Raw genomic sequence first — 24,743 nt, 5'->3', positions numbered from 1 at the left:
AACGGCACTCGCGCCGTTGTCGCCCAGCGCCCAGGAGTGTTTCCAAGACATGTCCATCCAAACCATCGAGGACACCAAGGTGAAGGCGTTTCCGGCAAAGCCCGCCGCCGAACTGGTTGCGTTCACAGCCAAGAGCCGACGCCGCATCGACCCGCTCGCCATTGCCGGCAAGGTCGCGACGGCGCTGGTGCCGCCTGCCGTCGTCATCGCCCTCCTGCTCGTCGTCTGGCAGGTCGCCTGCTCGTCACCGACCGCCAGCCTGCCGCCGCCGAGTCAGGTGTGGAACGAGGCCTATGACCTGATCGCGCATCCGTTCTTCGACAATGGCCCGCAGGATATCGGACTGGCCTGGCGGGTGCTGATCTCGCTGCAGCGCGTCGCCATCGGCTTTGGCCTGGCGGCGATCGTCGGCGTGGCGCTCGGTGCGCTGGTCGGCCAGTCGATCTGGGCGATGCGCGGCCTCGATCCGGTGTTCCAGATCCTTCGCACCGTGCCGCCGCTGGCCTGGCTGCCGCTGTCGCTGGCGGCGTTCCGCGATTCCAGCCCGTCGGCGCTGTTCGTCATCTTCATCACGTCGATCTGGCCGATCATCATCAACACCGCCGTCGGCGTGCGCAACATCCCGCAGGACTACCGCAACGTCGCCCTCATCCTGCGGCTCAACCCGTTCGAGTTCTTCGTCAAGATCATGGTGCCGGCCGCAGCACCCTATATCTTCACCGGCTTGAGGATCGGCATCGGCCTGTCCTGGCTCGCCATCGTCGCCGCCGAAATGCTGACCGGCGGCGTAGGCATCGGCTTCTTCATCTGGGACGCATGGAATTCGTCGCGGCTGCCCGACATCATCGTCGCGCTCGCCTATATCGGCGTCACCGGCTTCTGCCTCGACCGCCTGGTCGCTGGCGTCGGTGCCTTCGTCACCCGCGGCACTACGGCAAAGTGAGGACAGCGCGATGACCGCCTATCTGAAACTCGACCATATCGACAAAACCTTCGCCCGCGGCGGCCAGGTCACCGAGGTGCTGAAAGACATCCGGCTGACCATCGACAAGGGCGAATTCGTCTCCATCATCGGCCATTCCGGCTGCGGCAAGTCGACCTTGCTCAACCTGATCGCCGGCCTGACCAAGGTGTCCGCCGGTGCCGTGCTGCTCGAGAACAAGGAAGTCGACTGCCCCGGCCCCGAGCGTGCCGTGGTATTCCAGAACCACTCGCTGCTGCCCTGGCTGACCGTCTACGAGAACATCAACCTGGCGGTGTCGAAAGTCTTTGGCCGAAGCAAAAGCAAGGCCGAGCGGCATGACTGGATCATGCGCAATCTCGACCTCGTGCAGATGGCGCACGCCAGGGACAAGCGCCCGGCGGAAATCTCGGGCGGCATGAAGCAGCGCGTCGGCATCGCCCGGGCGCTCGCCATGGAGCCGAAGATCCTGCTGCTCGACGAGCCGTTCGGCGCGCTCGATGCGCTGACGCGCGCCCATCTGCAGGATGCCGTGATGGACATTCATTCCAGGCTGGGCTCGACGACGATCATGATCACCCACGATGTCGACGAGGCGGTGCTGCTCTCCGACCGCATCGTCATGATGACCAACGGTCCGGCAGCGACCATCGGCGAGGTGCTTGCGGTGCCGCTGGCGCGCCCACGCCGGCGCGTCGAACTTTCTTCCGACCGGACCTTCCTGCGCTGCCGTGAGGCGGTGCTGAAGTTCCTCTACGAACGCCACCGCTTCGTCGCAGCCGCCGAGTAAGGCCATGACCGAAAAGCGCAATCATCGGCAATTGGCAATGTGCATCGGTAATAGGCAGCCTACCGCACTGCACAAATATTATGCTGCCGTGCAAGGCATTCTGACTAATCTTTGATCCGCTGCCGCGCTTGGTCAAAAGTCGTTCGGCTACGGTTCACATTGATTTCATTCGATAATCCAGGGAGCTCTCGAATTGGCACGCTTCCTGCATTTCAGAACATAGGCCCGCAAGGGCCAAGTGACACGGCGTCCAATGACGGGCGCCACAGGCAAAGCTGCCGCTCAGGTCAATGCGCGATCCAGGATGGACGGACGCGCGAAGACCTGGCCGGCGGCTTTTTTTGTTTTTCGCGCGATCGACGGCGCTGGCCCAAGCGGCGCCCAAAAGGAGACGACGATGACCAAACGGATCGGAACTGGCGCGTCCCTCGCGGACTTCACGCGGCGGGATTTTCTGGCCAGCAGCGCGCTGACGGCGGCACTGTTCACCGCCGCGCTCCTGCTGTTTCCGACAGGCGCCAAGATTCAAGGCAAGGACCTGACCGTCGCGAACTCCGTGTCGTTGCATCCATCGATGCCGCGCCGCTGATCATTCACCCACAAAATATCCGCGGTGCCTCCCACGCCGCAGACCGGAGCCAGACATTGACCGCAAATCTCCCAGCCCCGCCCAGCCAGGACAATGCCCCCCGGCAGGCGCTTGTGATGTCCACCATCGCCTTCACCGTATGCTTCGCGGTGTGGACGATCTTTTCAATCATCGGCGTGCGCATAAAGCAGGATCTCGGGCTGAACGAGACGCAGTTCGGCCTGCTCGTCGGCACGCCGATCCTCACCGGTTCGCTCGTGCGCATGGTGCTCGGCGTCTGGACCGACCGCTTTGGCGGACGGCTGGTCTACACTGCGACCATGCTTGCGGCGGCGGCGGCGACCTTCCTGCTGGCTTTCGCGCACACCTACGGGCAGATGCTGGTCGCCGCGCTTGGCGTCGGGCTCGCCGGCGGCTCCTTCGCCGTCGGCGTGTCCTATGTCTCGCGCTTCTTCCCCGCAGACAGGCAGGGCACGGCCCTCGGCATCTTCGGTGCCGGCAATGTCGGGGCCGCGGTCACCAAGTTCCTGGCGCCCTTCGTGCTTCTCTCCTGGGGCTGGCAGTCGGTGGCGCTGATCTGGGCCGCAGCGCTCGTCGTCATGGCCGCCATCTTCTGGTTCACCACCGGCGATGATCCCGTCATCCGCGAGCGCCGCGCCGGCAAGGCAACACCCACGAGAAGCTTCTGGCAGGAATTCGCGCCGCTCAAGAATGTGCAGGTCTGGCGCTTCGCCTTCTACTATTTCTTCGCCTTTGGCGCGTTCGTGGCGCTGTCGCTCTGGCTGCCGCGCTACCTGATCGGCGTCTACGGCTTCGGGCTTGCGACCGCCGGCATGATCGGTGCGGCCTATTCAATTCCCGCAAGCGTCTTCCGCGCCTATGGCGGCGTGCTTTCCGACCGGATCGGTGCCCGCACCGTGCTTTATTCGACGTTCGCCGTCAGTGCCGTCGCGACTCTCGTTCTGTCTCTCCCCTCGGCAGACTATGTCGTGCGCGGCATTAGCGGGCCGATCGCCTTCCATTTCGAGATCGGCCCGCTCGCCTTCATCGCCGTCGCCTGCGTGCTCGGCTTCTTCATGAGCCTCGGCAAGGCCGCGGTGTACAAGCACATCCCGGCCTACTATCCGCAGAATGTCGGCGCGGTCGGTGGTGTGGTGGGCATGATCGGCGGGCTCGGCGGCTTCATCCTGCCAATCGCCTTCGGCGCGCTCAACGACCTCACAGGCGTGTGGTCGAGCTGCTTCATGCTGCTGTTCGTCATCGTCGCCACCTGCCTTGCCTGGATGCATGTCTCCATCCGGCGCATGGAGCGCGCGGCATCCGCCGAAGTTTCACCCCTTTCCTACGCGGCTGAGTGAGAGAGCGGACATGACAGAAAAACTCGTCATCATCGGCAACGGCATGGCCCCCGGGCGCATGCTGGAGCACCTCCTCGAGCAGGCGCCGGGCCGCTACGCCGTCACCATCTTCAACGCCGAGCCCCGCGTCAATTATGACCGCATCATGCTGTCGCCGGTGCTGTCGGGCGAAAAGGATTATGAGGAGATCATCATCCATGGTGACGGCTGGTACATCAAGCATGGCATCACCCTCTACAAGGGTCACAAGATCGTTGCCATCGACCGGCAGGCGAAAACCGTCACCTCCGACCATGGCGTAACCGAGCCCTACGACAAGCTCGTCATCGCCACCGGCTCGGTGCCGTTCATCATTCCGGTGCCGGGCCACAACCTGCCCGGCGTGCTGACCTACCGCGATCTCGACGACGTGCGAGCCATGATGCTGGCCGCCCAGTCGCGGGCCAAGGCGGTCGTCATAGGCGGCGGGCTGCTCGGCTTGGAGGCGGCGGCGGGCCTCAACGCGCAAGGCATGGACGTCACCGTGCTGCATGTCATGCCGACGCTGATGGAGCGCCAGCTCGATCCGGCCGCCGGCTACCTGCTGCAGCGCGCGGTGGAGCAACGCGGCATCAAGGTCATCACCAAGGCCAACACCCAGGCAGTCACCGGCAACGGCAAGGTCGAGCAGGTGGAACTCGCCGACGGCACCGTCATTCCGGCGACGCTGGTGGTGATGGCCGTCGGCATCAGGCCGAACGCGACGCTGGCCAAGGAGGCTGGCATCGCCGTCAACAGAGGCATCGTCGTCGATGCCGGCATGCGCAGCAACGACCCCGACATCTACGCGCTCGGCGAATGCGCCGAGGTCAACGGCATGGTCTATGGGCTGGTCGCGCCGCTCTACGAGATGGCGCGCGTTGCCGCCCACCAGCTTGCCGGCAACGAGGCCGCCGCCTTCGTCCATTCGGACACGCCGACCAAGCTCAAGGTCACCGGTATCGAGCTGTTCTCGCTTGGCGACTTTGCCGAGGGCGAGGACCGCCAGGAAATCGTGCTGCGCGACGCAGCAGCCGGCGTCTACAAGCGGCTCGTTCTGAAGGACGACCGCATCATCGGCACCGTGCTCTATGGCGAGACGGCGGATGGCGCCTGGTTCAACGACCTGAAGAAGAAGCAGACCGACATATCGGAGATGCGCGATACCTTGATCTTCGGCCAGTCCTATCAGGGGGGTGCCCCGCTGGACCCTATGGCGGCCGTTGCAGCCTTGCCGGATGATGCGGAAATCTGCGGCTGCAACGGCGTCTGCAAGGGCAAGATCACAGGCGCTATCACGGCCAAGGGCCTGACCTCGCTCGACGATGTCAGGGCGCACACCAAGGCGTCCGCCTCCTGCGGTTCCTGCACCGGGCTGGTCGAGAAGCTGATGGTGCTGACGCTCGGCGACACATACAACCCTGCGGCCGTGCAGCCCATGTGCTCCTGCACCACGCTCGGCCACGACGAGGTGCGCCGGCTGATCAAGGCAAAGCACCTCAAGACCATTCCCGCCGTCATGCAGGAACTGGAGTGGAAGACCTCCTGCGGCTGCGCCAAATGCCGTCCGGCGCTCAACTACTACCTCGTCTGCGACTGGCCGGACGACTACGCCGACGACTACCAGTCGCGCTTCATCAACGAGCGGGTGCATGCCAACATCCAGAAGGACGGCACCTATTCGGTGGTGCCGCGCATGTGGGGCGGCGTCACCAACGCCGCAGAACTGCGTGCCATCGCCGACGTCGTAGACAAGTTCGAGATCCCGATGGTCAAGGTCACCGGCGGCCAGCGCATCGACATGCTCGGCATTCGCAAGGAGGACCTGCCGGCGGTGTGGGCCGATCTCGGCCAGGCCGGCTTCGTCTCCGGCCACGCCTACGCCAAGGGCCTGCGCACGGTGAAGACCTGCGTCGGCTCCGACTGGTGCCGCTTCGGCACGCAGGATTCGACGGGGCTGGGCATCCGTATCGAGAAATTCATGTGGGGCTCGTGGACCCCGGCCAAGGTCAAGATGGCGGTGTCGGGCTGCCCGCGCAACTGCGCCGAGGCGACCTGCAAGGATGTCGGCGTCATCTGCGTCGATTCTGGCTACGAGATCCATTTCGCCGGAGCGGCAGGGCTCGACATCAAGGGCACCGAAGTGCTCGGCCTTGTGAAGACCGAGGACGAGGCGCTGGAGCATATCGTGGCACTGACGCAGATGTACCGCGAGCAGGGCCGCTATCTCGAACGCATCTACAAATGGGCCAAGCGCATCGGCATCCCCGAGATCAAGCGCCAGATCATGGACGACGATGCCAAGCGCAAGGCCTATTACGACCGCTTCGTCTTCTCCCAGAAATTCGCCCAGGTCGACCCGTGGTCGGAACGCGTCTCCGGCAAGGACAAGCACGAGTTTCGGCCGATGGCTTCGGTCGGGTTTGCGCAGGCGGCGGAGTGATGGAGATGTTTGCGCGAAGCACCCCCCTCTGGCCTGCCGGCCATCTCCCCCTCAAGGGGGGAGATCGAATGTCGTTTCGGCTTTCGCCAATCTCCAACGTCGCAGGACGGTCGCCGTCATCGAGGCTGCCAATCTCCCCCCTTGAGGGGGAGATGTCCGGCAGGACAGAGGGGGGTGCCTTGGCGCAATCCTATCAAGCAAAGGCAGCCCAATGAACTGGATCGCCATCGGCACCATCTCCGAAATCCCCCGCCGTGGTGCGCGCTGTGTCGCCACCCCGCAAGGCAAGGTCGCCGTCTTCCGCACCCAGGACGATCAGGTCTATGCCATCGACGACCATTGCCCGCACAAGGGCGGGCCGCTGAGCCAAGGCATCGTCCATGGCGCGGCGGTGACCTGCCCCCTGCACAATTGGGTGATCTCGCTGGAGACAGGCAAGGCGCTCGGCGTTGACGAAGGCGCAGTACGCACCATCCCGGTCAAGGTCGAGGGCGAGCGCCTGTTCCTGGCGCTGGAAGCGCTGGCCAGCCGCGCCGCCTGACCATGGAGATCGACGCAGCACGCGAGGTGAGGACCACTTGCCCCTATTGCGGGGTGGGCTGCGGCGTGCTGGCGAAAGTCGCCGCGGACGGGCAGGTGTCTGTCCGCGGCGACCCCGATCATCCCGCGAATTTCGGCCGGCTCTGCTCCAAGGGTTCCGCCCTGGCCGAGACTATCGGTCTCGACGGCAGGCTGCTTCATCCCGAAATCCACGGCCGCCGGACAGGCTGGAACGAGGCGCTCGACATCGTCGCTTCGACTTTCTCGCGGACCATTGCCGAGCACGGACCGGATGCGGTCGCCTTCTATGTCTCGGGGCAACTGCTGACCGAGGATTACTACCTCGCCAACAAGCTGATGAAGGGCTTCATCGGCTCGGCCAACATCGACACCAATTCGCGCCTGTGCATGGCCTCGTCCGTCGCCGGCCACCGCCGCGCCTTCGGCTCCGACACGGTGCCGGGAACCTATGAGGATCTGGAACGCGCCGACCTGATCGTGCTGGTCGGCTCCAACCTCGCCTGGTGTCATCCCGTGCTCTACCAGCGCATCGCGGCGGCCCGGGAAAAGCGGCCGGAGATGAAGATCGTGCTGGTCGATCCGCGCCGCACCATGACATCTGATATCGCCGACATGCATCTGGCGATCGCGCCCGATGGCGACGTCGCCCTGTTCACCGGCCTGCTCGCCTGGCTCGGCCAGCACAATGCGCTCGACCGCGCCTATATCACAGAGCATACGACCGGCTTCGGACAAGCTCTTTTTGCAGCATCGGCGCTCGATCTCACCAGTGTTGCCACCGCAACAGGCCTGAGCGAAGACGAGCTTGCCCGCTTCTACAGCCTGTTCGCCGCGACCGCGAAGACGGTGACCGTTTACAGCCAGGGCGTGAACCAGTCGTCGTCCGGCACCGACAAGGTCAACGCCATCATCAACTGCCATCTCGCCACCGGCCGCATAGGCAAACCGGGAACCGGCCCGTTCTCGGTGACCGGCCAACCCAACGCCATGGGCGGTCGCGAGGTCGGCGGCATGGCCAACATGCTCGCTGCCCATATGGAGATCGAAAATCCCGAACACCGCGATCGCGTCCAGCGCTTCTGGAATGCGCCCGACATCGCGCAAAAACCCGGGCTGAAGGCCGTCGAGATGTTTCAAGCCGTGGCCGACGGGCGCATCAAGGCGCTGTGGATCATGGCCACCAACCCGGTCGATTCGATGCCGGACGCAGACGCCGTCGAAGCGGCAATCAAGGCTTGCCCGTTCGTTGTGGTTTCGGACGTGCTGGCCAGCACGGACACGGTGCATCATGCCCATGTCAGGCTGCCCGCCGCCGCCTGGGGCGAAAAGGACGGCACCGTCACCAATTCGGAGCGCCGCATCTCGCGCCAGCGGTCGTTTCTGGCGGCGCCCGGCGAGGCGAGGCCCGACTGGTGGATCATCGCGGAGGTGGCGCGGCGGATGGGTCTTGCCGAGGCGTTCGGGCATGAGACGCCGGCGGAAATTTTTGGCGAGCATGCCGCCCTGTCCGGGTTCGAGAATGACGGTGCGCGGGATTTCGATATTGGCGCTTATGCAAGTGTCGATGATGAGACCTATGCAGCGCTTGAGCCTTTCCAATGGCCAGCGCCGAGCCAAGGCACCCCCCTCTGGCCGGCCGGCCATCTCCTCAAGGGGCGAGATCAGCTGTTGTCCCGGCTTTCGTCAATCTCCAAGGTTGCAACGGGAGAGCCAGCGTCGAAGCTGCCTATCCCCCTCCCTGAAGGGGAGATGTCCGGCAGGACAGAGGGGGGCGATCAAGCTCGACATTCGCAACAAGCGAACAGCACGACGGAGCAGCAACCCGCGCGTTTCTTCGCCAACGGCCACTTCTACACACCCGACCGTAAAGCCCGCTTCATCGCCATCCGCGCCACCACGGAAACCCGCACCGCCGCCGACTTCCCGCTCATCCTCAACACCGGCCGCATCCGCGACCACTGGCACACCATGACGCGCACCGGCAAAAGCCCGCGTCTGTCCCAGCACATCGCCGAGCCCTTTGTCGAAATCCATCCCGTGGACGCGCAGCACCACGGCATCGGCGACGCCGACATCGTGCGGATCTCCAGCCCGCGTGGCGACGTACTGGTCCGCGCCTTGATCACGTCACGCCAGCGCCAAGGCAGCGTCTTCGCGCCGATGCACTGGACCGATCAGTTCGCGGCAAAAGGCCGGCTCGACGCATTGACCGCACCGCTCATCGATCCGGTTTCAGGTCAGCCGGCGTTGAAACATGTCGCGGCCCGTATCGAGAAATTTGCCGCAAAGGCCTTTGGTTTCGCCGTGATGCGCCGCCGTCCCGAGGCGATTGCTGCTGACTATTGGGCGGTCGCTCGTTGCAGGGGCGGATGGCGGGTCGAGCTTGCCTTTGCCGACGACGACGCGGACTGGACAGCCTTCGCCGGCTCGCTTTTCGAGGCTCCTTCGGCCGAAATGCTTGCCTATCACGACCGCGACGCCGGCCAGCACCGCATCGCTGCCTTCGACGGTGAGCACCTCACGGGTGCTTTGTTCGTCGCCCGGGGCCCGGTTGCGGTGTCGCGCGGCTGGGCGGCCGAACAGCTCGAAGAGGTCCACGCCAGCCAGCCCGAGCGCTTCAGGATCGTCGCCGGCCGCGCCGGTGCCGAACGGCCGGATGCCGGCGCCACCGTCTGTTCCTGCTTCAACGTCGGGGCCAACCAGATCGTGGCCGCGGTGATGGCCGGCTGCACCACTGTCGAAGCCATCGGCGGCGCGCTGAAGGCCGGCACCAATTGCGGCTCCTGCCGGTCCGAGATCCGCGCCCTCATCCAGGCTGGCCGCGTTCAAGCGGCCGAGTGAGCCGCAATCCTGTATGATTTGAGCTGTCCGCGAGGCCACGCCAAACCTGACCAACTGTTAATTCGACTTCAGGCTTCGACCATATTGGTGGATGGGGTGATGCCACCGTGGACCAGCAATTAGAAATGGTCACCTACCCGCTCATCCAGGTGAATTTCAAGGAGGGCCAGGACGCACAGGTCGCCCTTCAACGGGCAGCCGTTCGCCTGGCTATCGTTGCGAGAGGTTTTCCAAGCCATAGCAATCAGTTAGCGGACTGAACCACGAACCCGCCACTCTCGATCCATGCCTCGGCTGGCCCTGTTGTCCGCAAATGGTACGTCTGGACACAAGTGTTGAAGGCTGAAAAATAGGGAACGCAACTATCCGAGTTGATTCAAGAGATCGGGAGATCCGCGCTGAATCTGGAAGACATAGCCGCCCATCCGGCCTTGCACCGCTACGTACAGGAACAGTCGCAGTCCCTGATCCGAATCTATGAGGAAACCCCGCGACTGGCTTCCATCTTTGCCACGCAGCAGCGTTGGCTGATGGCTCATGTCGGCCTTTCCATGCATTTCCGGCGGGACCCGAACGACCGCCGCAAGGAGTTGACCGTCTCGCGTTTCACCGAGGTCGTGCACAAGAACGCCGTGGCCAGCCGCAATACGGCGGATGCTTTCATCAAGGAGATGCTGCACTACAACATCGCCGAGTATGTGGCGGGTGGGGACGGCCGCACGCATCCCCTGCAACCGACGGCCGCCACCATCGAGAGGTTCACCGGCTGGGTGACCGCCCATCTGCGCACGCTTGACCATATCGATGGCGGCGACCGGCTGGGTAGATATCTGGAACGGCCCGACATGCTTGCCACGCTGCAGCCACTGATCGCTAACGGCCTGCTGGCCTCAAAGCCGGTGCGCGAACCCAACCAGACCTTTTCCCTTTTCATCTGGCTTAACAATGGCGGTATCGTCATGGACTGGCTGATGTCCGGCATCGATCCGGATCATGCCGGCCTGGAGCGGATTCCGACCAGCGTCGTTTCGATCGGCGATTTCGCCAAATGGCTCAAGCTGTCGCGGACCCATCTCGGCCGCAAACTGCGCACTGCCGAGGAACTCGGCAGCATTGGCTGGCTTGGCCAACGCGGCCATTCGGTGATGTGGGTGTCGCACGGGTTCTACGAGGAATACATGACCGTGCAGGCCGCCAAGCTGGCTGTCGTCGACAACGCCTTCAAGGCTTGTTTCCCGCCACCGCAAGGCGGTGACTGAGCAGCGCCCTGCACAGGGGCCGATTTTGGGGAACGCGTGAGGCGGATTGCCCTGTGTCGATTGACGCTCGCCGAGCATCACCGACACTGATCTTGGGCAGACCTCGGCGTTCTCAGTCGATGTCGAACGAAACACCCTGGGCAAGCGGCAGCGCCTTGGAATAGTTCACCGTGTTGGTGGCGCGCCGCATGTAGGCCTTCCACGCATCCGAGCCGCTCTCGCGGCCGCCGCCGGTCTCCTTTTCGCCGCCGAAGGCACCGCCGATCTCGGCGCCCGACGTGCCGATATTGACATTGGCGATGCCGCAGTCCGAACCGTCGACACCGAGGAAACGCTCCGATTCCTGCAGATCACGGGTGAAGATCGACGACGACAGGCCCGCACCCACCGCATTGTGTTCGTCGAGCACGGCGTCGAAATCCGAATATTTCATCACATAGAGGATCGGCGCGAAGGTCTCTTCTGTCACCGGCGACACCTGCTTCGGCATTTCGACCAGCGCCGGGTGCACGTAGTAGGCGTCCGGGTGGCCGTTCTCGACGCGCGCGCCGCCGGTCACCTTGCCGCCATGGGCGGTGGCTTCCTTCAGCGCCTTCTGCATGGCATCGAAAGCCGCCTTGTCGATCAGCGGCCCGACCAGCGAAGAGGTCTCCAGCGGATTGCCGACCGAGACGCTCTGATAGGCCTTCTTCAGGCGCGGCACCAAGGCATCGTAGACGCTCTCATGCACGAACAGGCGCCGCAGCGTCGTGCAGCGCTGGCCGGCCGTGCCCATGGCGCCGAACGCGATGGCGCGCAGCGCCATGTCGAGATCGGCGGTCGGGCAGACAATGCCGGCATTGTTGCCGCCGAGTTCCAGTACCGCGCGCGCGAAGCGCTTGGCCAGGCGCGGACCGACGTCGCGGCCCATGCGGGTCGAGCCGGTCGCCGAAACCAGCGGCACCTTGGGATGGTCGACCAGGATTTCGCCGACGGCGCGGTCGCCGATCAGCACCGGCGCCAGCCCCTGCGGCGCGTCGGCGCCGAAACGCTTGACCGCGCGCTTGAAGATCGCTTCGCAGGCAAGTGCGGTCAGCGGCGTCTTCTCCGATGGCTTCCACACCACCGCGTCACCGCAGACCAGTGCCAGTGCCGCATTCCACGACCACACCGCGACCGGGAAGTTGAAGGCGGAAATGACGCCGACGACGCCGAGCGGATGCCAGGTTTCCATCATGCGATGGCCCGGACGCTCGGTAGCGATGGTCAGACCGTACAATTGCCGGGACAGACCGACGGCGAAATCGCAGATGTCGATCATCTCCTGCACTTCGCCGAGCCCCTCGGATGGGATCTTGCCGACCTCGATCGACACCAGCCGGCCAAGTTCGGCCTTGTGCGCACGCAATTCCTCGCCGAGCAGCCTTACCAGTTCGCCGCGCTTCGGACCGGGCACCAGCCTCCAGGACTGGAACGCCTTGTGCGCGGCATCGATGGTCTTTGCCGCGTCGGCCGGCGAGATGGTCTTCAGCGCCGCGATCTGTTCGCCCGTCACCGGGCTGCGCACGATGAGGTCGCCGCCGGCAAGCGCGTCCTTGGCTACACCCAGTTTCGCCAGAAGCTCGGCCGTTTCCTTCGCAATGGTCATTTTTGTCCCTTTCAGATCCCGTCGTCATCATCTGGCGTCGGATCAAAGCCTCGCACCATTCGCCCGCGTGCCGAAAAGGCACTTCGGGCACAGTCATGGCGTGGCCTTACTCGTTTCAAGGGAAAATCGCCACCCCGGCATGGTCTAAGCCCGGGCGACACGATTGAGCCAGATGGGCAAACGCGGCTCAGTTGGCCTTTTTCGCCGGCACGCGCACGGCGCCGTCTTTCATCAAACGGTCGATATGCATGCGGATATGGGCCGCTTCCGCCGCCGTGTTGGCCAGCGCGATGGCGCGGTCGAAGGCAACCCGCGCCTCCTCACCCCGGTCGAGTTGCATCAGCAGTCCGCCCTTGAGGCCGAAGAAGTGGAAATAGCCGGAAAGCCTTTCTTCCAGCGGCTCGATCATCGCGAGGGCGGCTTCCGGGCCGCGTATTTTCGAGACCGCCACCGCGCGGTTGAGCGTGATGACGGGCGACGGCTGCATTTGTTCGAGCAGGCCGTAGAGCAGGTCGATCTCCACCCAGTCGGTGTCCTCGGCCTTTTCTGCCCGGGCATGCAAAGCGGCGATTGCCGCCTGCACCTGATAGGGACCGGGCTTGCGATGGCGCAACGCCTTGTCGACCAGCGCCAGCCCCTCGTCGATCATCTTGCGGCTCCACAGGCCGCGATCCTGGTCCTCCAGCAGCACGATCTCGCCGTCTTCGTCGAAGCGGGCCGGCGCGCGCGCATGTTGCAGCAAAAGCAGCGCCGTCAGCCCCATGATCTCCGGCTCGGTCTGGAACAGCCGCAGCAACAGCCGGGCAAGCCGGATCGCCTCCTCGCACAGCGGCGCGCGGGCCGGCGCCTCGCCGCTGTTGGTCGAATAGCCTTCGTTGAAGATCAGGTAGACCATCGCCGCCACCGCGGCGAGGCGCTCGGAGCGCTCGACAGCGCCCGGCGTCTCGAACGGCACACCGGCGTCGGCGATGCGCGCCTTGGCGCGGGTGATGCGCTGCTCCATGGCGCTCTCGCCGACCAGGAAGGCGCGAGCGATCTGCTTGACGGTCAGACCGGAGACGATGCGCAGCGCGACCGCGATCTGCTGCGTTGCCGGAAGGTCCGGATGGCAGCAGATGAACAGCAGCCGCAAGATGTCGTCGCGATAGTGCGCGCCGTCCAGCCGCTCGGCGATGTCGCTCTCGGCATCCTCCAGATCGGAGATCTGGTCCTCTTCCGGCATCGGCGCCTGCTTGGCGCGCTTGCGCACCGCGTCGATGCCGCTGTTGCGGCCGACGAAGATCAGCCACGCCGCCGGGTCGCGCGGCGGCCCATTCTGCGGCCAGTTCTTCAACGCCCTGAGACAGGCATCCTGGAAAGCTTCCTCCGCCGTATCGAGATCGCGGAAATAGCGCAGCAGCGCGCCCATTGCCTGCGGGCGGGCGGCGCTGATCGCGGAGCTGATCCAGGCAAGTTCGGTCATACGGCAACACCGGTGGGATTGAACACCGAGACCGGCCGGATCTCATAGGAGCCGCCGCTCGGGTTGACCTCGGAGAGCTCACGGGCGAATTCGACGGCCTCGTCGAGATCGGCGCAGTCGAGGGTGTAGAAACCTAGGAACTGCTCCTTGGTCTCGGCGAAGGGCCCGTCGATGACGACCGATTCGCCTTTCACTTTCCGCAGCGTCGTCGCCGCCGTCGTCGGCAAAAGCCGCGCCACCGGGCCAAGTCGGCCAGCCTTGGCGTACTTGTCCTGAACGTTGAGGAGATTGGCCATGACTTCGTCGTCCTGCGCCTTGCTCCAGGAGCTGACGACGTCTTCGGAGGCATAGCAGAGTATGGCGTAGAGCATGGCTGGTCCTTTTCTGTATCAAAGGACGAAACAGTATGACCGATCCCGACACGACGTCGACAAAAAAGACGGATTGAGCGACCGTCAATCGCCGCCAGTCAGCGTTGATGCGACTTCAACCATCTCAGCACGATCGCTTCCTCGTCATCGAGACCCTCGATCGGCCGCTTGCGCTTGTTGGCTTCCGCCATTTCTGCCAGCAGCCGTCCCTGCGACCAGGCCTCGAAAACCAGCGGATGAATATAGCATTTGCGGCAGACGGCGCGCGTGTTCCCCAGCCGCTCGGCCACCTTGTCGATGACGCTGTTCATCACCCGCTTTTGCTGGGCCTGGGTTTCGGGCAGCTCCGTCTGCGCAAACAGCGACGCGGCATGGATGGTGCCGCCCCAGGTGCGAAAATGCTTGGAGCTGAACGCATCGCCGGCGGCATCCCTGATGTAGCGGTTGACGTCGTCGGAGTGGATCGGGCGTCTGTTGCCTTCCTCGTCGAGATACTGGAACAGTTTCTGGCCCGGCAGGTCCTGCGCACCCCGCACGATGCCGGCGATACGGCGATCGACCAGCTTCAGTTTCCATTCCTTGCCGGACTTGCCCTCGAAGGCGAAGCGCAGCCTCGATCCCTTGATATCGACATGACGGTCGCGCAACGTCGTCAGGCCGAAGCTCTTGTTGTCTCGCGCATAGGCGGCATTGCCGACGCGGATCATCGTGTTGTCGAGCAGCCAGACGACCGCGGCGACGACGCGCTCGAACGGCAGGCCGTGGCGGCGCAAATCGCTGTCTATCGTGCGCCTCAGGCTGGCCAAGCTCTCGGCGAAGGCAACGAGGCTCGAATATTTGGCACCGTCGCGTTCTTCGGCCCATTGCGGATGATAACGATACTGCTTGCGCCCCCGCTGGTCCCTGCCAGTCGCCTGGATGTGCCCGTCGGCATCAGGCGAGATCCAGACATCCGTCCAGGCCGGCGGGATGACGATCGCCTCGATACGCGCCCTGGCGGCAGGGGAGACCGCTTTCCCGTCCGGCCCCTTGTAGGAAAATCCCTTGCCTGTCTTTAGCCGGCGTATACCGGGCTCGGCATCGCTGACATAGGTCAGTGCGGCGTGCCCGGCCGCGCTTTGCGCCCCGTTCTTCGGCGCGGCGTCGCCGTCGGTTGACCGGCAGGGCGGCAATCCGGATCTCTGCAGCATGCAAGCTCCACGCAAATATGAGTAGATAAGCTACTGGCCGACAGCTGGTTCCACGCCCTGCCGCGAAAGTCGGCTGGCGCGGCAAGCGAATGACGGAACCTTACGAGGCGCCCTGCAGTTCCACCCGCGGCGCCGACAGCCGCCGTCGCACCGCGAGCTTGAGCCTGTAGCGCAGGCAGCGCCAGGCTTCCGACCGCCGCTTTGGCGCGGCAGCGGCCACTGCCAGGAAGCGCGCGGCAATGTCCAGGTCGCCGCGCGCATAGTGGACGCGGGCGATCTTGAGGGCGACAAGCCCCTCCCTGGTCTTGAGCGCCGAGACCGGGATGCCGCAATCGGTGAGCGTGCGCAATTCCCGGCGCCACTCCAGGAAGCGCCGCACCGGGTTGATTGCAAAGCGGTCGTCGGAACGGGCCGGCGAAACCTCATAGACCATGACGGGTTGCGGCGTCATGGCCAGCGAAGCCTTGCTCATCAGCCGCGCCCAGAACAGCGTGTCCTCGTCATAGGCAAGGCCCACCGGAAACCGTGTATCGCGGATCAGTTGCCGGGACGCCAGAACGCTGCCCACGGCGACGGAGCGTATGTCGCCTTTTACGTAGGCCGAAGCATTTGCCAGGCACGCAGCCTGATAGCCGTTCGGAATCTTGATCTGCCGATCCTGGCCGTTCACCCGCCGCCGGTAGGCGCCGACGATCATGCCGGCTTTCGGCTGGTTCTCCGCCTGCCGCAGCAGCGCGCGCAATCCGCCCTGAAGATGCAAATCGTCGGCGTCGATCAGATACACCCAGGGATGGAGCGCCTGGGCCAGCGCCACGTTGCGGGCGCCGCCGGCGTCGCGGCATTCGGCAGGCAGCACGCGCAGCGGCAAGGCCAATTGCGCCGCTGCCTGCCTTGCGACATCAGCCGTGTTGTCGGTCGATGCATCGTCGACCAGCAGGACCTCGCCGATGACGTCGGCCTCACTGCTAAGCGACGCCAGCGTTGTCGCGATCGTGGCCGCCGCATTGTAGGCCGGGATGACGACGCTGACCGCTTTCAATTAAAAGACCCCGCGCCCGCGCCCATTGGCAGCAAAAAATGGCTGTCCCTCGAAACAAATAGAGATTAGCGACCCCTTCGATGTTTGAGAAGTCGCTTCCTCCACCCACAATTGCAGTGGCGGAACGCTTCGCGCTTTTCAGCTCGCTCTCATACCTTCTCGAGCGCAGCCGGAATGACGTCGACGGCCTGCTCGCCGACCTGCCCGCCAGTGGTCTTCAGCACCCCGACGATCGGCGCGACGTCGGAATAGTCGCGGCCGTAGCCGACGGTGATATGATCGTTGCTGGCTCGCATGCCGTTGGTCGGGTCGAACTCCTGCCAGCCGGCGTCACGTCCGCACCAGACCTTGACCCAGGCATGCATGGCGTCGGCGCCTTCCAGCCGCGGCTTGCCCTTGGGCGGGATGGTGCGCAGGAAGCCGCTGACATAACCGGCCGGAATGCCGAGCCCGCGCAAGCCCGCGATCATGATGTGCGAAAAATCCTGGCAGACGCCGCGCTTCAGCCTGAAGGCATCGCTGGCCCGGGTCCGCACCGTGGTCGCCTCGCCGTCATAAGTGAAATCTCGATGGATGCGGTTGCACAGATCCATTGCCGTGCCGGCGGCCGAGGTGCCGATGCTGTCCTGCGCATAAGAGGTGATCGCCGCGTCGATACCGGAGTGAGCGCTTCCCGCCAGAAAATGGTGCGGCGAGTCAGACGCCAACGACCGCACCGCGGCCAGTTCCTGCCGCAGCCGCCCTATATCGGGCGACACGTCGAGCCCGGGCTCGGGCCGCGACACCGAAACGCGGGCGCTCATCCTGATGTCGAGCGCGTCATGGGCATCGCGAAAAGCAATCGAAGTGACGTTGTTGCCGAAGAAATCCGAGAAATCCGATCGTTCATTGGGCGCCGGGGCAAAGGACAGCGATGCGGCAATGACGCGCTGCACGCCCGATATCGTCGATGGCAGCACGCGGATCTGATGGCGACCGCCGCCTGCAGCGGCTGCATAGTCGTAATGGAGATGAAGCCTGATGTCGTAGAGCATGAACTAGCCGAAATAGGCTTTGGCGAGGCTGTTGTAGAGACCGCCGATTTCATAGGCGAGTTCGTCCAGCGCCTTTGCCGTCATATCCGAAGGCTCCTTGATGGCTATGGCCGTGTTGAGCTGCAGGATCTCCTTCGCCGCCGTCGACATGTGCCCCTCGCCGCCGACCGACGGCAACAGGCCGATCTCGGCCTTCAGCCTTTCCAACTGGAACAGGATCGAGCGAGGATTGAGCGGGTCGAGCGCCAGAAGATCGATCACCGTGCGCCGGCCGGCCTGCACCGGATATTGCCGGCGATGGGTCATGACGCTGTCGCCGATCTCCAGCATCATGTCGAGCGCGCCGTCCGGCGCCTTGGGGTCGGTCAGCCGGGACAGCGTCCGGGCAATCTGGATGCCGCGTTCCAGCCGCCGGCCGATCTCAAGGAACCGCCAGCCGGCGAAACGGTACATGTTCTCATGCAGCAGGCCGGAAAAACCGGCGAGCTTGCGCAGGATCACCGTCATGGCCCGCGTCGCGTCATCGCCCGGCGCCACCGTCGTCGCGAACTGGTGGATGGTCTTCGACAGGTCCTTGAGCGCCAGCCAGCCGTCGGGCGAGAAGCGGTCGCGGATCTGGCCCGCGCTGTAGACCGCGCTGTCGAGCGTGCCGATCAGCCCCGACGGGATCGCCGTCTCGACGTCGATGCCGAACGGTTCGAGATAGTCCCTGATGTCGGCCAGCAGCGGCATGTCCGGATCGGATGTCTCGGCCAGCCGCACATGGTAGGCGCGCAGGATGCGCACCGTGTCTTCCGAGCGCTCGATATAACGGCCGAGCCAGGTCAGGTTTTCCGCAGCGCGGCTCGGCAGGCTGCCCGGCCTGGTGCGCGTGAAGCTGTCACCCTCCTGCGGCAGCAGCGTCTCGCGCTCGACGGGCCTGTCGCTGACCACCCAGACGTCGGCCGCCTGGCCGCCGCGCTGCATGGCGATCGCCGTCGGGTCGAGCGACAGGCCGACACGGGCGAACCCGCCCGGCATCACCGTCCAGCCATCGGGCGTGCGCGCCAGGTAGACGCGCAGGCTCGCCGGCCGCGGCTCCAGCCAGCCGCCGACAAAGACCGGTGTCGTCGACAGCGTCACGGCTTCCTGGCCGACGAAGGCGCCGCCATCGCGTTCGATGCGCGCCACCAGCTCGGCCCGTTCGCCTGCCGACAGCGCCGAACCGAGCGTGGTCTGGCCATCATCCTCGAAGGCAAGTCTCGTCGACAGCGCCGGGCCGACCACCATGCGGTCGATATTTGCAAGCACATGGGCGCGTTCGGTCGCCTGCCCGCACCACCATGTCGCGACGCTCGGCAAGAGCAGCTCCTCGCCACGCAATTCGCGCGCGATCTTGGGCAGGAAGGCGAGCAGCGCCCGCGTTTCCATCAGGCCTGAACCCAGCGCATTGACTGTGGCTACCGCCCCCTGGCGGATCGCCTCGACCAGCCCCGGCGTGCCGATCTGCGAATCCGACCGCAATTCGAGCGGATCGGCAAAAGCCGCGTCGAGACGCCGCCACAACACGCTGATCGGCATCAGGCCGGAAACGGTGCGCACCATCAGCCTGCCGCCGGAAACGGTCAGGTCCTCGCCTTCGAGCAGCATGATGCCGAGATAGCGGGCGATATAGGCGTGTTCATAGTAGGTTTCGTTGAGTGGCCCCGGCGTCAAAATGGCGACGCGGCCATCGCTTTCCCTGGCCATGCCGATCAGCGCATCGCGGAAACGACGAAAGAAGCCGGCGAGCCGATGCACATGCATCTCGCCATAGATGTCGGACAGCGCGCGCGTCGTGGCGACGCGGTTCTCCAGGGCGAAGCCTGCGCCCGACGGCGCCTGCGTACGGTCGCCCAGCACCCACCACTGGCCGTCAGGCCCACGGCCAAGCTCGAAGGCACAGATATGCAGGTAATGGCCGCCGGCCGGCGTGGTACCCACGACAGGCCGCAAATATTCGGGGCTGGCCGCGATCAATCCCGCCGGTAGGATGCCTTTTTCGATCAGCCGGTTGCGCCCATAGATGTCGGCGATGGTTTCCTCGAACAGTTCGGCCCGCTGCACGAGACCGGCGCTGATCGCGGCCCATTCGCTGTCTTCGATGAGCAGCGGCACATGCGCCAGCGGCCATTCGCGCTCATTGGCGCCGGCCTTGTCATACACGCGGTAGTAGACGCCGGCATCGCGCAGATACTGGTCGGCGCGGGCAAAACGCTGGCCGAGCTTCTCGGCGCCGAGATCGTCGAGCGCCTCGATGAAATGCTTCCAGACCGGACGGGGATTGCCTGCGGCGTCGACCATCTCGTCGACGACGCCGTCGATGGGCTGGTAGTGCTCCAGCAGGCTATGGATCTGCGGCTTGCCGCGTATCCTTTTGTGATTCCCCTTTGCCATCGCTGATCAGAGTCTTGCCGGTCGCCTGAGGTCAAGGGTCATCGGGAAATCTTCCGCCGGTTGTTCCTCGCGCAGCACATAGGCCGATGGTGTATGGCCGCGCGGCTCGAAGCGGGCGAGCCGCCGCGCCTCCGCCTCGTTGCCGTTGACCGGGAAGGTGTCGTAATTGCGGCCGCCGGGATGCGCGACATGGTAGACGCAGCCGCCGACCGCCCTTCCTGACCAGCGGTCATAGATGTCGAACACCAGCGGCGTGTTGACCGGCAGCGCCGGATGCAGGCCCGAAGCCGGCTGCCAGGCCTTGAAGCGCACGCCGGCCACCGCGACCTCGCGGTTATCGGTCACCTTCATCGGCACGATGCGGCCGTTGCAGACGATGGTATGGCGTTCCGGATTGACGCCTTCGGTCTTGACCTGCAACCGCTCGACCGAGGAATCGACGAAGCGCACAGTGCCTCCGATCGCGCCCTGTTCGCCCATGACATGCCATGGCTCCAGCGCCTGCCGCAGCTCCAGCTTGATGCCGGCATGCTGAACCTCGCCGCAGAACGGGAAGCGGAATTCGAGCTGCGCATCGAACCATTCGGGACGGAACTCGAAGCCATTGAGCTTGAGGTCGTCCAGCACGTCGAGGAAATCCGCCCAGACATGATGCGGCAGCATGAAACGGTCGTGCAGGGAAGTGCCCCAGCGTACGAAGCGGCCGTCGAGCGGGTTCTTCCACGCACGGGCAATGATCGCCCTGACAAGCAGTTGCTGCGCCAGGCTCATGCGCGCATTGGGCGGCATCTCGAAGCCGCGGAATTCGACCAGTCCCAGCCGTCCTGTCGGGCCATCCGGCGAGAACAGCTTGTCGATGCAGATTTCAGAGCGGTGCGTGTTGCCGGTGACGTCGGTCAACAAATTGCGGAACAGCCGGTCGACCAGCCACGGCAAGGGTGCCGCGCCCTGGTCCGGATGCGGTACCTGCGCCATGGCGATTTCGAGTTCGTAAAGCGAATCGTGACGCGCCTCGTCGAAGCGCGGCGCCTGGCTGGTCGGGCCGATGAACAGGCCGGAGAACAGATAGGACAGCGACGGATGCCGCTGCCATTGCAGCACCAGGCTCTTCAACAGATCGGGCCGGCGCAGGAACGGGCTGTCATTGGGCGTCGCACCGCCGACCACGACATGGTTGCCGCCGCCTGTGCCGGTGTGGCGGCCGTCAATCATGAACTTGTCGGCGCCAAGCCGCGTCAGCCGCGCTTCCTCATAGATCGCCGTGGTCGTCGCCACGCAGTCCTGCCAGTTGGAAGCCGGATGGATGTTGACCTCGATGACGCCGGGGTCCGGCGCCACACGGATGACGTTGAGACGCGGGTCATGCGGCGGCCCGTAACCCTCGATATGCACGGGAAGACCGATGGCACGCGCCGCATTCTCGGCGGCGGCGACCAGTTCGAGATAGTCTTCCAGCGCCTCGACCGGCGGCATGAATACGCACAGCCTTCCGTCGCGGGGCTCGACGGAGAGCGCGGTGCGCACCGCGCCGCCGATCTCGGTGATCTCCTGTTCGACCCGGTCCTGCTGACCGGTCGCTGCGGTGAACGACGCCGCCTGCTGGCGGCGCGCCATCTCGTCGGCGCCTTCAAGCTCGGCCGGCGCCGCGGTGGGCAGGATCGCTTCGCGGGCCGGCAGCGGGCCGCGCGGCAGCGACGGATCGACCGGCACGATGTAGGGGAATTGTGCCGGCGGCACGTAGGGCAGCGTTCCCAAGGGCAAGCGGTAGCCGACCGGCGAGTCGCCCGGCACCAGGAACAGCCGGCCGCGCCGTGTCTTCCATTTTTCCGAACGCCAGCGCGGTCCCGAAGCCTGGCTGTTCCAGCGCTGCACGGGCAACACATAGCCCGACGGTTTGGTCAGCCCGCGCTCGAACACTCTTGCCATGCGGCTGCGCTCTTCCGGATCCTCGAGCTTCGAATTGGACGGATCGACATTTTCCGGCAGCTTGCCTTCCTTGAGCAGCCATTCGGCCGGATCCTCATAGGCTTCGCTGACCATGGCCTTGTCGATGCCGAGCTCGCCGGCGATCGCCGTCAGCAGGCTTTCGGCCTGCTGCGGGCCAACCTTGGCTTCGCTTTTCTCCCGCGCGATCAGCGACGGATCGCTCCACACCGGCTGGCCGTCGGCACGCCAGTAGAGCGAGAAGGTCCAGCGCGGCAGGCTCTCGCCCGGATACCATTTGCCCTGGCCGTAGTGGAGGAAGCCGCCCGGTGCGAAGCGCTCGCGCAGCCTGCGGATCAGCGCATCGGCCTTTTCGCGCTTGGTCGGACCGACGGCGGCGGTGTTCCATTCGGCGGACTCGAAATCGTCGATCGACACGAAGGTCGGCTCGCCGCCCATCGTCAGCCGCACGTCGCCGGCCGCAAGTGTCGCATCGACCTTGTTGCCGAGCACATCGAGCGCCTGCCAGCTTTCGTCGGAGAACGGCTTGGTGATGCGCGGATGCTCGGCGATGCGGTCGACCCGCATGTCGAAGCCGAACTCGACATTGGCAAAGCTCGCCATGCCGGAAATCGGCGCGGCATTGCGGAAATGCGGCGTGGCGGCAAGCGGCACATGGCTCTCGCCGGTGAGGAGACCCGAGGTCGGGTCGAAGCCGATCCAGCCGGCGCCGGGAAGATAGACCTCGCACCAGGCATGCAGATCGGTGAAATCGACCGATGTGCCGGCCGGCCCGTCCAGCGCGACGAGATCAGGCTTCAGCTGGATCAGATAGCCCGAGACGAAACGCGCGGCGATGCCGAGATTGCGCAGGATCTGCACCAAGAGCCAGCTCGAATCCCGGCACGAGCCCTTGCCGGCGGCCAGCGTCTCCTCCGGCGAGAACACGCCGGTCTCCATGCGCACGATATAGGCGATCTCGCGCTGCAGCCGCGCATTCAGGTCGACGAGGAAATTGACGGTGTTTTTCGCGCTGGTGTCGATGGTTCTCAGGAAGGCCGACAGCAGCGGTCCGGCCGGCTCAGGTGTCCGGTAGATGGCGAGATCGTCCCTGATCTCTTCTGGATATTCGAACGGGAATGTCTCGGCCGACGGCTCGACGAAGAAATCGAACGGATTGTAGACCGTCATGTCGGCGACGAGGTCGACCTCGATCTTCAGTTCCGTCACCGGCTCGGGAAAGACGAAGCGGGCAAGGAAGTTGCCGTAGGGATCCTGCTGCAAATTGACGAAATGGTTCGCCGGCTCGACCTTGAGCGAATGGCTCAACACCTTTGTCCGGGAATGCGGCGCCGGCTGCAGCCTGACGATCTGAGGCCCGAGAACCACCGGCCGGTCGTATTTGTAATGGGTCAGATGGTAGACGGCTGCCAGAATTGCCATGGGGCCCCGGAGATCGGCGTTTCAAACGAATTCGCCGAACCCTGACACATCTGCTGGCCATTCTCCAAGCACAGATGTTGCGGTGCACCTAATTTAAGCAGCGAAGTCGGCTTAAGGCACGGCTTAGAAGAAAGCCTGGATCCCGGTCTGCGCCCGTCCCAGGATCAGCGCGTGCACGTCATGCGTGCCCTCATAGGTGTTGACCGTCTCCAAATTCTGCGCGTGGCGCATGACGTGGTAGCCGATCTGGATGCCGTTGCCGCCATGCATGTCGCGGGCCTGGCGGGCGATGTCGAGCGCCTTGCCGCAGTTGTTGCGCTTGACGATCGAGATCATCTCCGGCGCCATCTTGCCTGCATCGAGCAGCCGCCCGACGCGCAAGGATGCCTGCAGCCCAAGCGCGATCTCGGTCTGCATGTCGGCGAGCTTCTTCTGGTAAAGCTGCGTGCCGGCCAGCGGCTTGCCGAACTGCTTGCGGTCGAGACCGTACTGGCGTGCGCGGTGCCAGCAATCTTCCGCCGCTCCCATCGAGCCCCAGGAGATGCCGTAGCGAGCCCGATTGAGACAGCCGAACGGGCCGCCAAGGCCCTTGGCGTTGGGCAGCAGCGCGTCCTCGCCGACCTCGACGCCTTCCATCACCACTTCACCGGTGATCGACGCGCGCAGCGACAGCTTGCCACCGATCTTAGGCGCCGACAGCCCCTTCATGCCCTTTTCCAGCACGAAGCCGCGGATCTCGTCCTTGCCGGTCTCGCCCTTCAGCTTGGCCCAGACGACGAAGACGTCTGCGATCGGTGCATTGGAGATCCACATTTTGGAACCGGAGAGCTTGTAGCCGTTCGCGGTCTTCTCGGCGCGCGTCTTCATGCCGCCCGGGTCCGAGCCGGCATCCGGCTCGGTCAGGCCGAAGCAGCCGATCCACTCACCGCTGGCAAGCTTGGGCAAGTACTTCTTGCGCTGCCCTTCCGAGCCATAGGCGTGGATCGGATACATCACCAGCGACGACTGCACCGACATCATCGAGCGGTAGCCGGAATCGACGCGTTCGACCTCCCGCGCGACCAGCCCGTAGGTCACATAATTGGCGCCGAGGCCGCCATACTCTTCCGGGATGGTAATGCCGAGCAGCCCGGCCTCGCCCATCTCGCGAAAGATGCCGGCATCCGTCTTTTCATTGAGATAGGCATCCTCGATGCGCGGCGCGAGCTTGTCGGCGGCGAAGGCCGCCGCGCCGTCGCGCACCATGCGCTCTTCTTCCGAAAGCTGGTCCTCGATCAGGAACGGGTCTTCCCAGACGAATGCATTCTTGTCGGCGGCCATGGCTTGTCGATCCTCAAACAGGTGAAGCCCGGCTTATCGGCCCGTGGTCTTAAAAAATCAAACGAAATTGCCTCACAGATCAATGAGCGTTAGGAATGG

General features: G+C 64.6%; 17 protein-coding genes. 8 read left to right on the top strand and 9 right to left on the bottom strand.

What is annotated here, in order from left to right; all coding sequences use genetic code 11:
- The first annotated feature begins 49 nt into the window (after positions 1-49).
- From ntrB to CK226_RS18975, 8 genes are all read left to right on the top strand, one after another.
- On the top strand, positions 50-943 hold the full coding sequence (gene ntrB, locus CK226_RS19010; RefSeq protein WP_095792711.1) for a nitrate ABC transporter permease: 894 nt from the start codon (positions 50-52) through the stop codon (positions 941-943).
- A gap of 10 nt (positions 944-953) precedes the next feature.
- Positions 954-1,751: an ABC transporter ATP-binding protein gene (locus CK226_RS19005; RefSeq protein WP_095792710.1), complete on the top strand. Its 798-nt coding sequence runs from the start codon at positions 954-956 to the stop codon at positions 1,749-1,751.
- A gap of 253 nt (positions 1,752-2,004) precedes the next feature.
- Complete coding sequence (locus CK226_RS35565; RefSeq protein WP_245437779.1) at positions 2,005-2,340, top strand: hypothetical protein; 336 nt, start codon at positions 2,005-2,007, stop codon at positions 2,338-2,340.
- Positions 2,341-2,456: 116 nt separating this feature from the next.
- The gene (locus tag CK226_RS18995) at positions 2,457-3,698 is read left to right on the top strand and encodes a nitrate/nitrite transporter (RefSeq protein WP_179295813.1); all 1,242 of its coding nucleotides are present in this window, start codon (positions 2,457-2,459) and stop codon (positions 3,696-3,698) included.
- Between the two features lie 10 nt (positions 3,699-3,708).
- Positions 3,709-6,159 carry a nitrite reductase large subunit NirB gene (gene nirB / locus CK226_RS18990; protein ID WP_095792709.1) on the top strand — a complete coding sequence of 817 codons (2,451 nt, stop codon included), beginning with the start codon at positions 3,709-3,711 and terminating at the stop codon, positions 6,157-6,159.
- Positions 6,160-6,370: 211 nt separating this feature from the next.
- Positions 6,371-6,700, top strand: coding sequence for a nitrite reductase small subunit NirD (nirD, locus tag CK226_RS18985; protein ID WP_095792708.1), 330 nt, complete (start codon positions 6,371-6,373; stop codon positions 6,698-6,700).
- A 2-nt stretch (positions 6,701-6,702) separates the two neighbouring features.
- Positions 6,703-9,561, top strand: a complete 2,859-nt coding sequence (locus CK226_RS18980; protein ID WP_095792707.1) for a nitrate reductase — start codon at positions 6,703-6,705, stop codon at positions 9,559-9,561.
- A gap of 431 nt (positions 9,562-9,992) precedes the next feature.
- Positions 9,993-10,820: a hypothetical protein gene (locus CK226_RS18975; RefSeq protein WP_348629090.1), complete on the top strand. Its 828-nt coding sequence runs from the start codon at positions 9,993-9,995 to the stop codon at positions 10,818-10,820.
- Positions 10,821-10,932: 112 nt separating this feature from the next.
- Here the strand turns inward: CK226_RS18975 and CK226_RS18970 are convergent, their stop codons facing one another.
- The 9 genes from CK226_RS18970 to CK226_RS18930 form a co-directional block, all read right to left on the bottom strand.
- Complete coding sequence (locus tag CK226_RS18970; protein ID WP_095792705.1) at positions 10,933-12,447, bottom strand: aldehyde dehydrogenase family protein; 1,515 nt, start codon at positions 12,445-12,447, stop codon at positions 10,933-10,935.
- A gap of 187 nt (positions 12,448-12,634) precedes the next feature.
- Positions 12,635-13,909: an RNA polymerase sigma factor gene (locus CK226_RS18965; RefSeq protein WP_095772693.1), complete on the bottom strand. Its 1,275-nt coding sequence runs from the start codon at positions 13,907-13,909 to the stop codon at positions 12,635-12,637.
- Positions 13,906-14,280 (bottom strand): YciI family protein, encoded by a 375-nt coding sequence (locus CK226_RS18960; RefSeq protein ID WP_095772692.1) that lies wholly within the window; start codon positions 14,278-14,280, stop codon positions 13,906-13,908. The genes CK226_RS18965 and CK226_RS18960 overlap by 4 nt, the downstream gene beginning before the upstream one ends.
- Before the next feature lie 98 nt (positions 14,281-14,378).
- Positions 14,379-15,470: a DNA topoisomerase IB gene (locus CK226_RS18955; protein WP_095786930.1), complete on the bottom strand. Its 1,092-nt coding sequence runs from the start codon at positions 15,468-15,470 to the stop codon at positions 14,379-14,381.
- Positions 15,471-15,570: 100 nt separating this feature from the next.
- Complete coding sequence (locus CK226_RS18950; RefSeq protein WP_095786931.1) at positions 15,571-16,509, bottom strand: glycosyltransferase family A protein; 939 nt, start codon at positions 16,507-16,509, stop codon at positions 15,571-15,573.
- Between the two features lie 149 nt (positions 16,510-16,658).
- Positions 16,659-17,543 (bottom strand): transglutaminase family protein, encoded by an 885-nt coding sequence (locus tag CK226_RS18945; RefSeq protein ID WP_095772689.1) that lies wholly within the window; start codon positions 17,541-17,543, stop codon positions 16,659-16,661.
- A 3-nt stretch (positions 17,544-17,546) separates the two neighbouring features.
- Positions 17,547-19,958 (bottom strand): circularly permuted type 2 ATP-grasp protein, encoded by a 2,412-nt coding sequence (locus CK226_RS18940; protein WP_095772688.1) that lies wholly within the window; start codon positions 19,956-19,958, stop codon positions 17,547-17,549.
- Positions 19,959-19,964: 6 nt separating this feature from the next.
- Entirely contained in the window at positions 19,965-23,324 is a 3,360-nt protein-coding gene (locus tag CK226_RS18935; RefSeq protein ID WP_095792704.1) for a transglutaminase family protein, read from the bottom strand.
- A gap of 123 nt (positions 23,325-23,447) precedes the next feature.
- Entirely contained in the window at positions 23,448-24,644 is a 1,197-nt protein-coding gene (locus CK226_RS18930; RefSeq protein ID WP_095786933.1) for an acyl-CoA dehydrogenase, read from the bottom strand.
- Positions 24,645-24,743 lie beyond the last annotated feature (99 nt).

This window comes from Mesorhizobium sp. WSM4311 (assembly GCF_002295115.1).
GTDB lineage: Bacteria > Pseudomonadota > Alphaproteobacteria > Rhizobiales > Rhizobiaceae > Mesorhizobium.
Note: the sequence above shows the minus strand (reverse complement) of the source record. Positions and strands in the feature narration are given on the sequence as shown.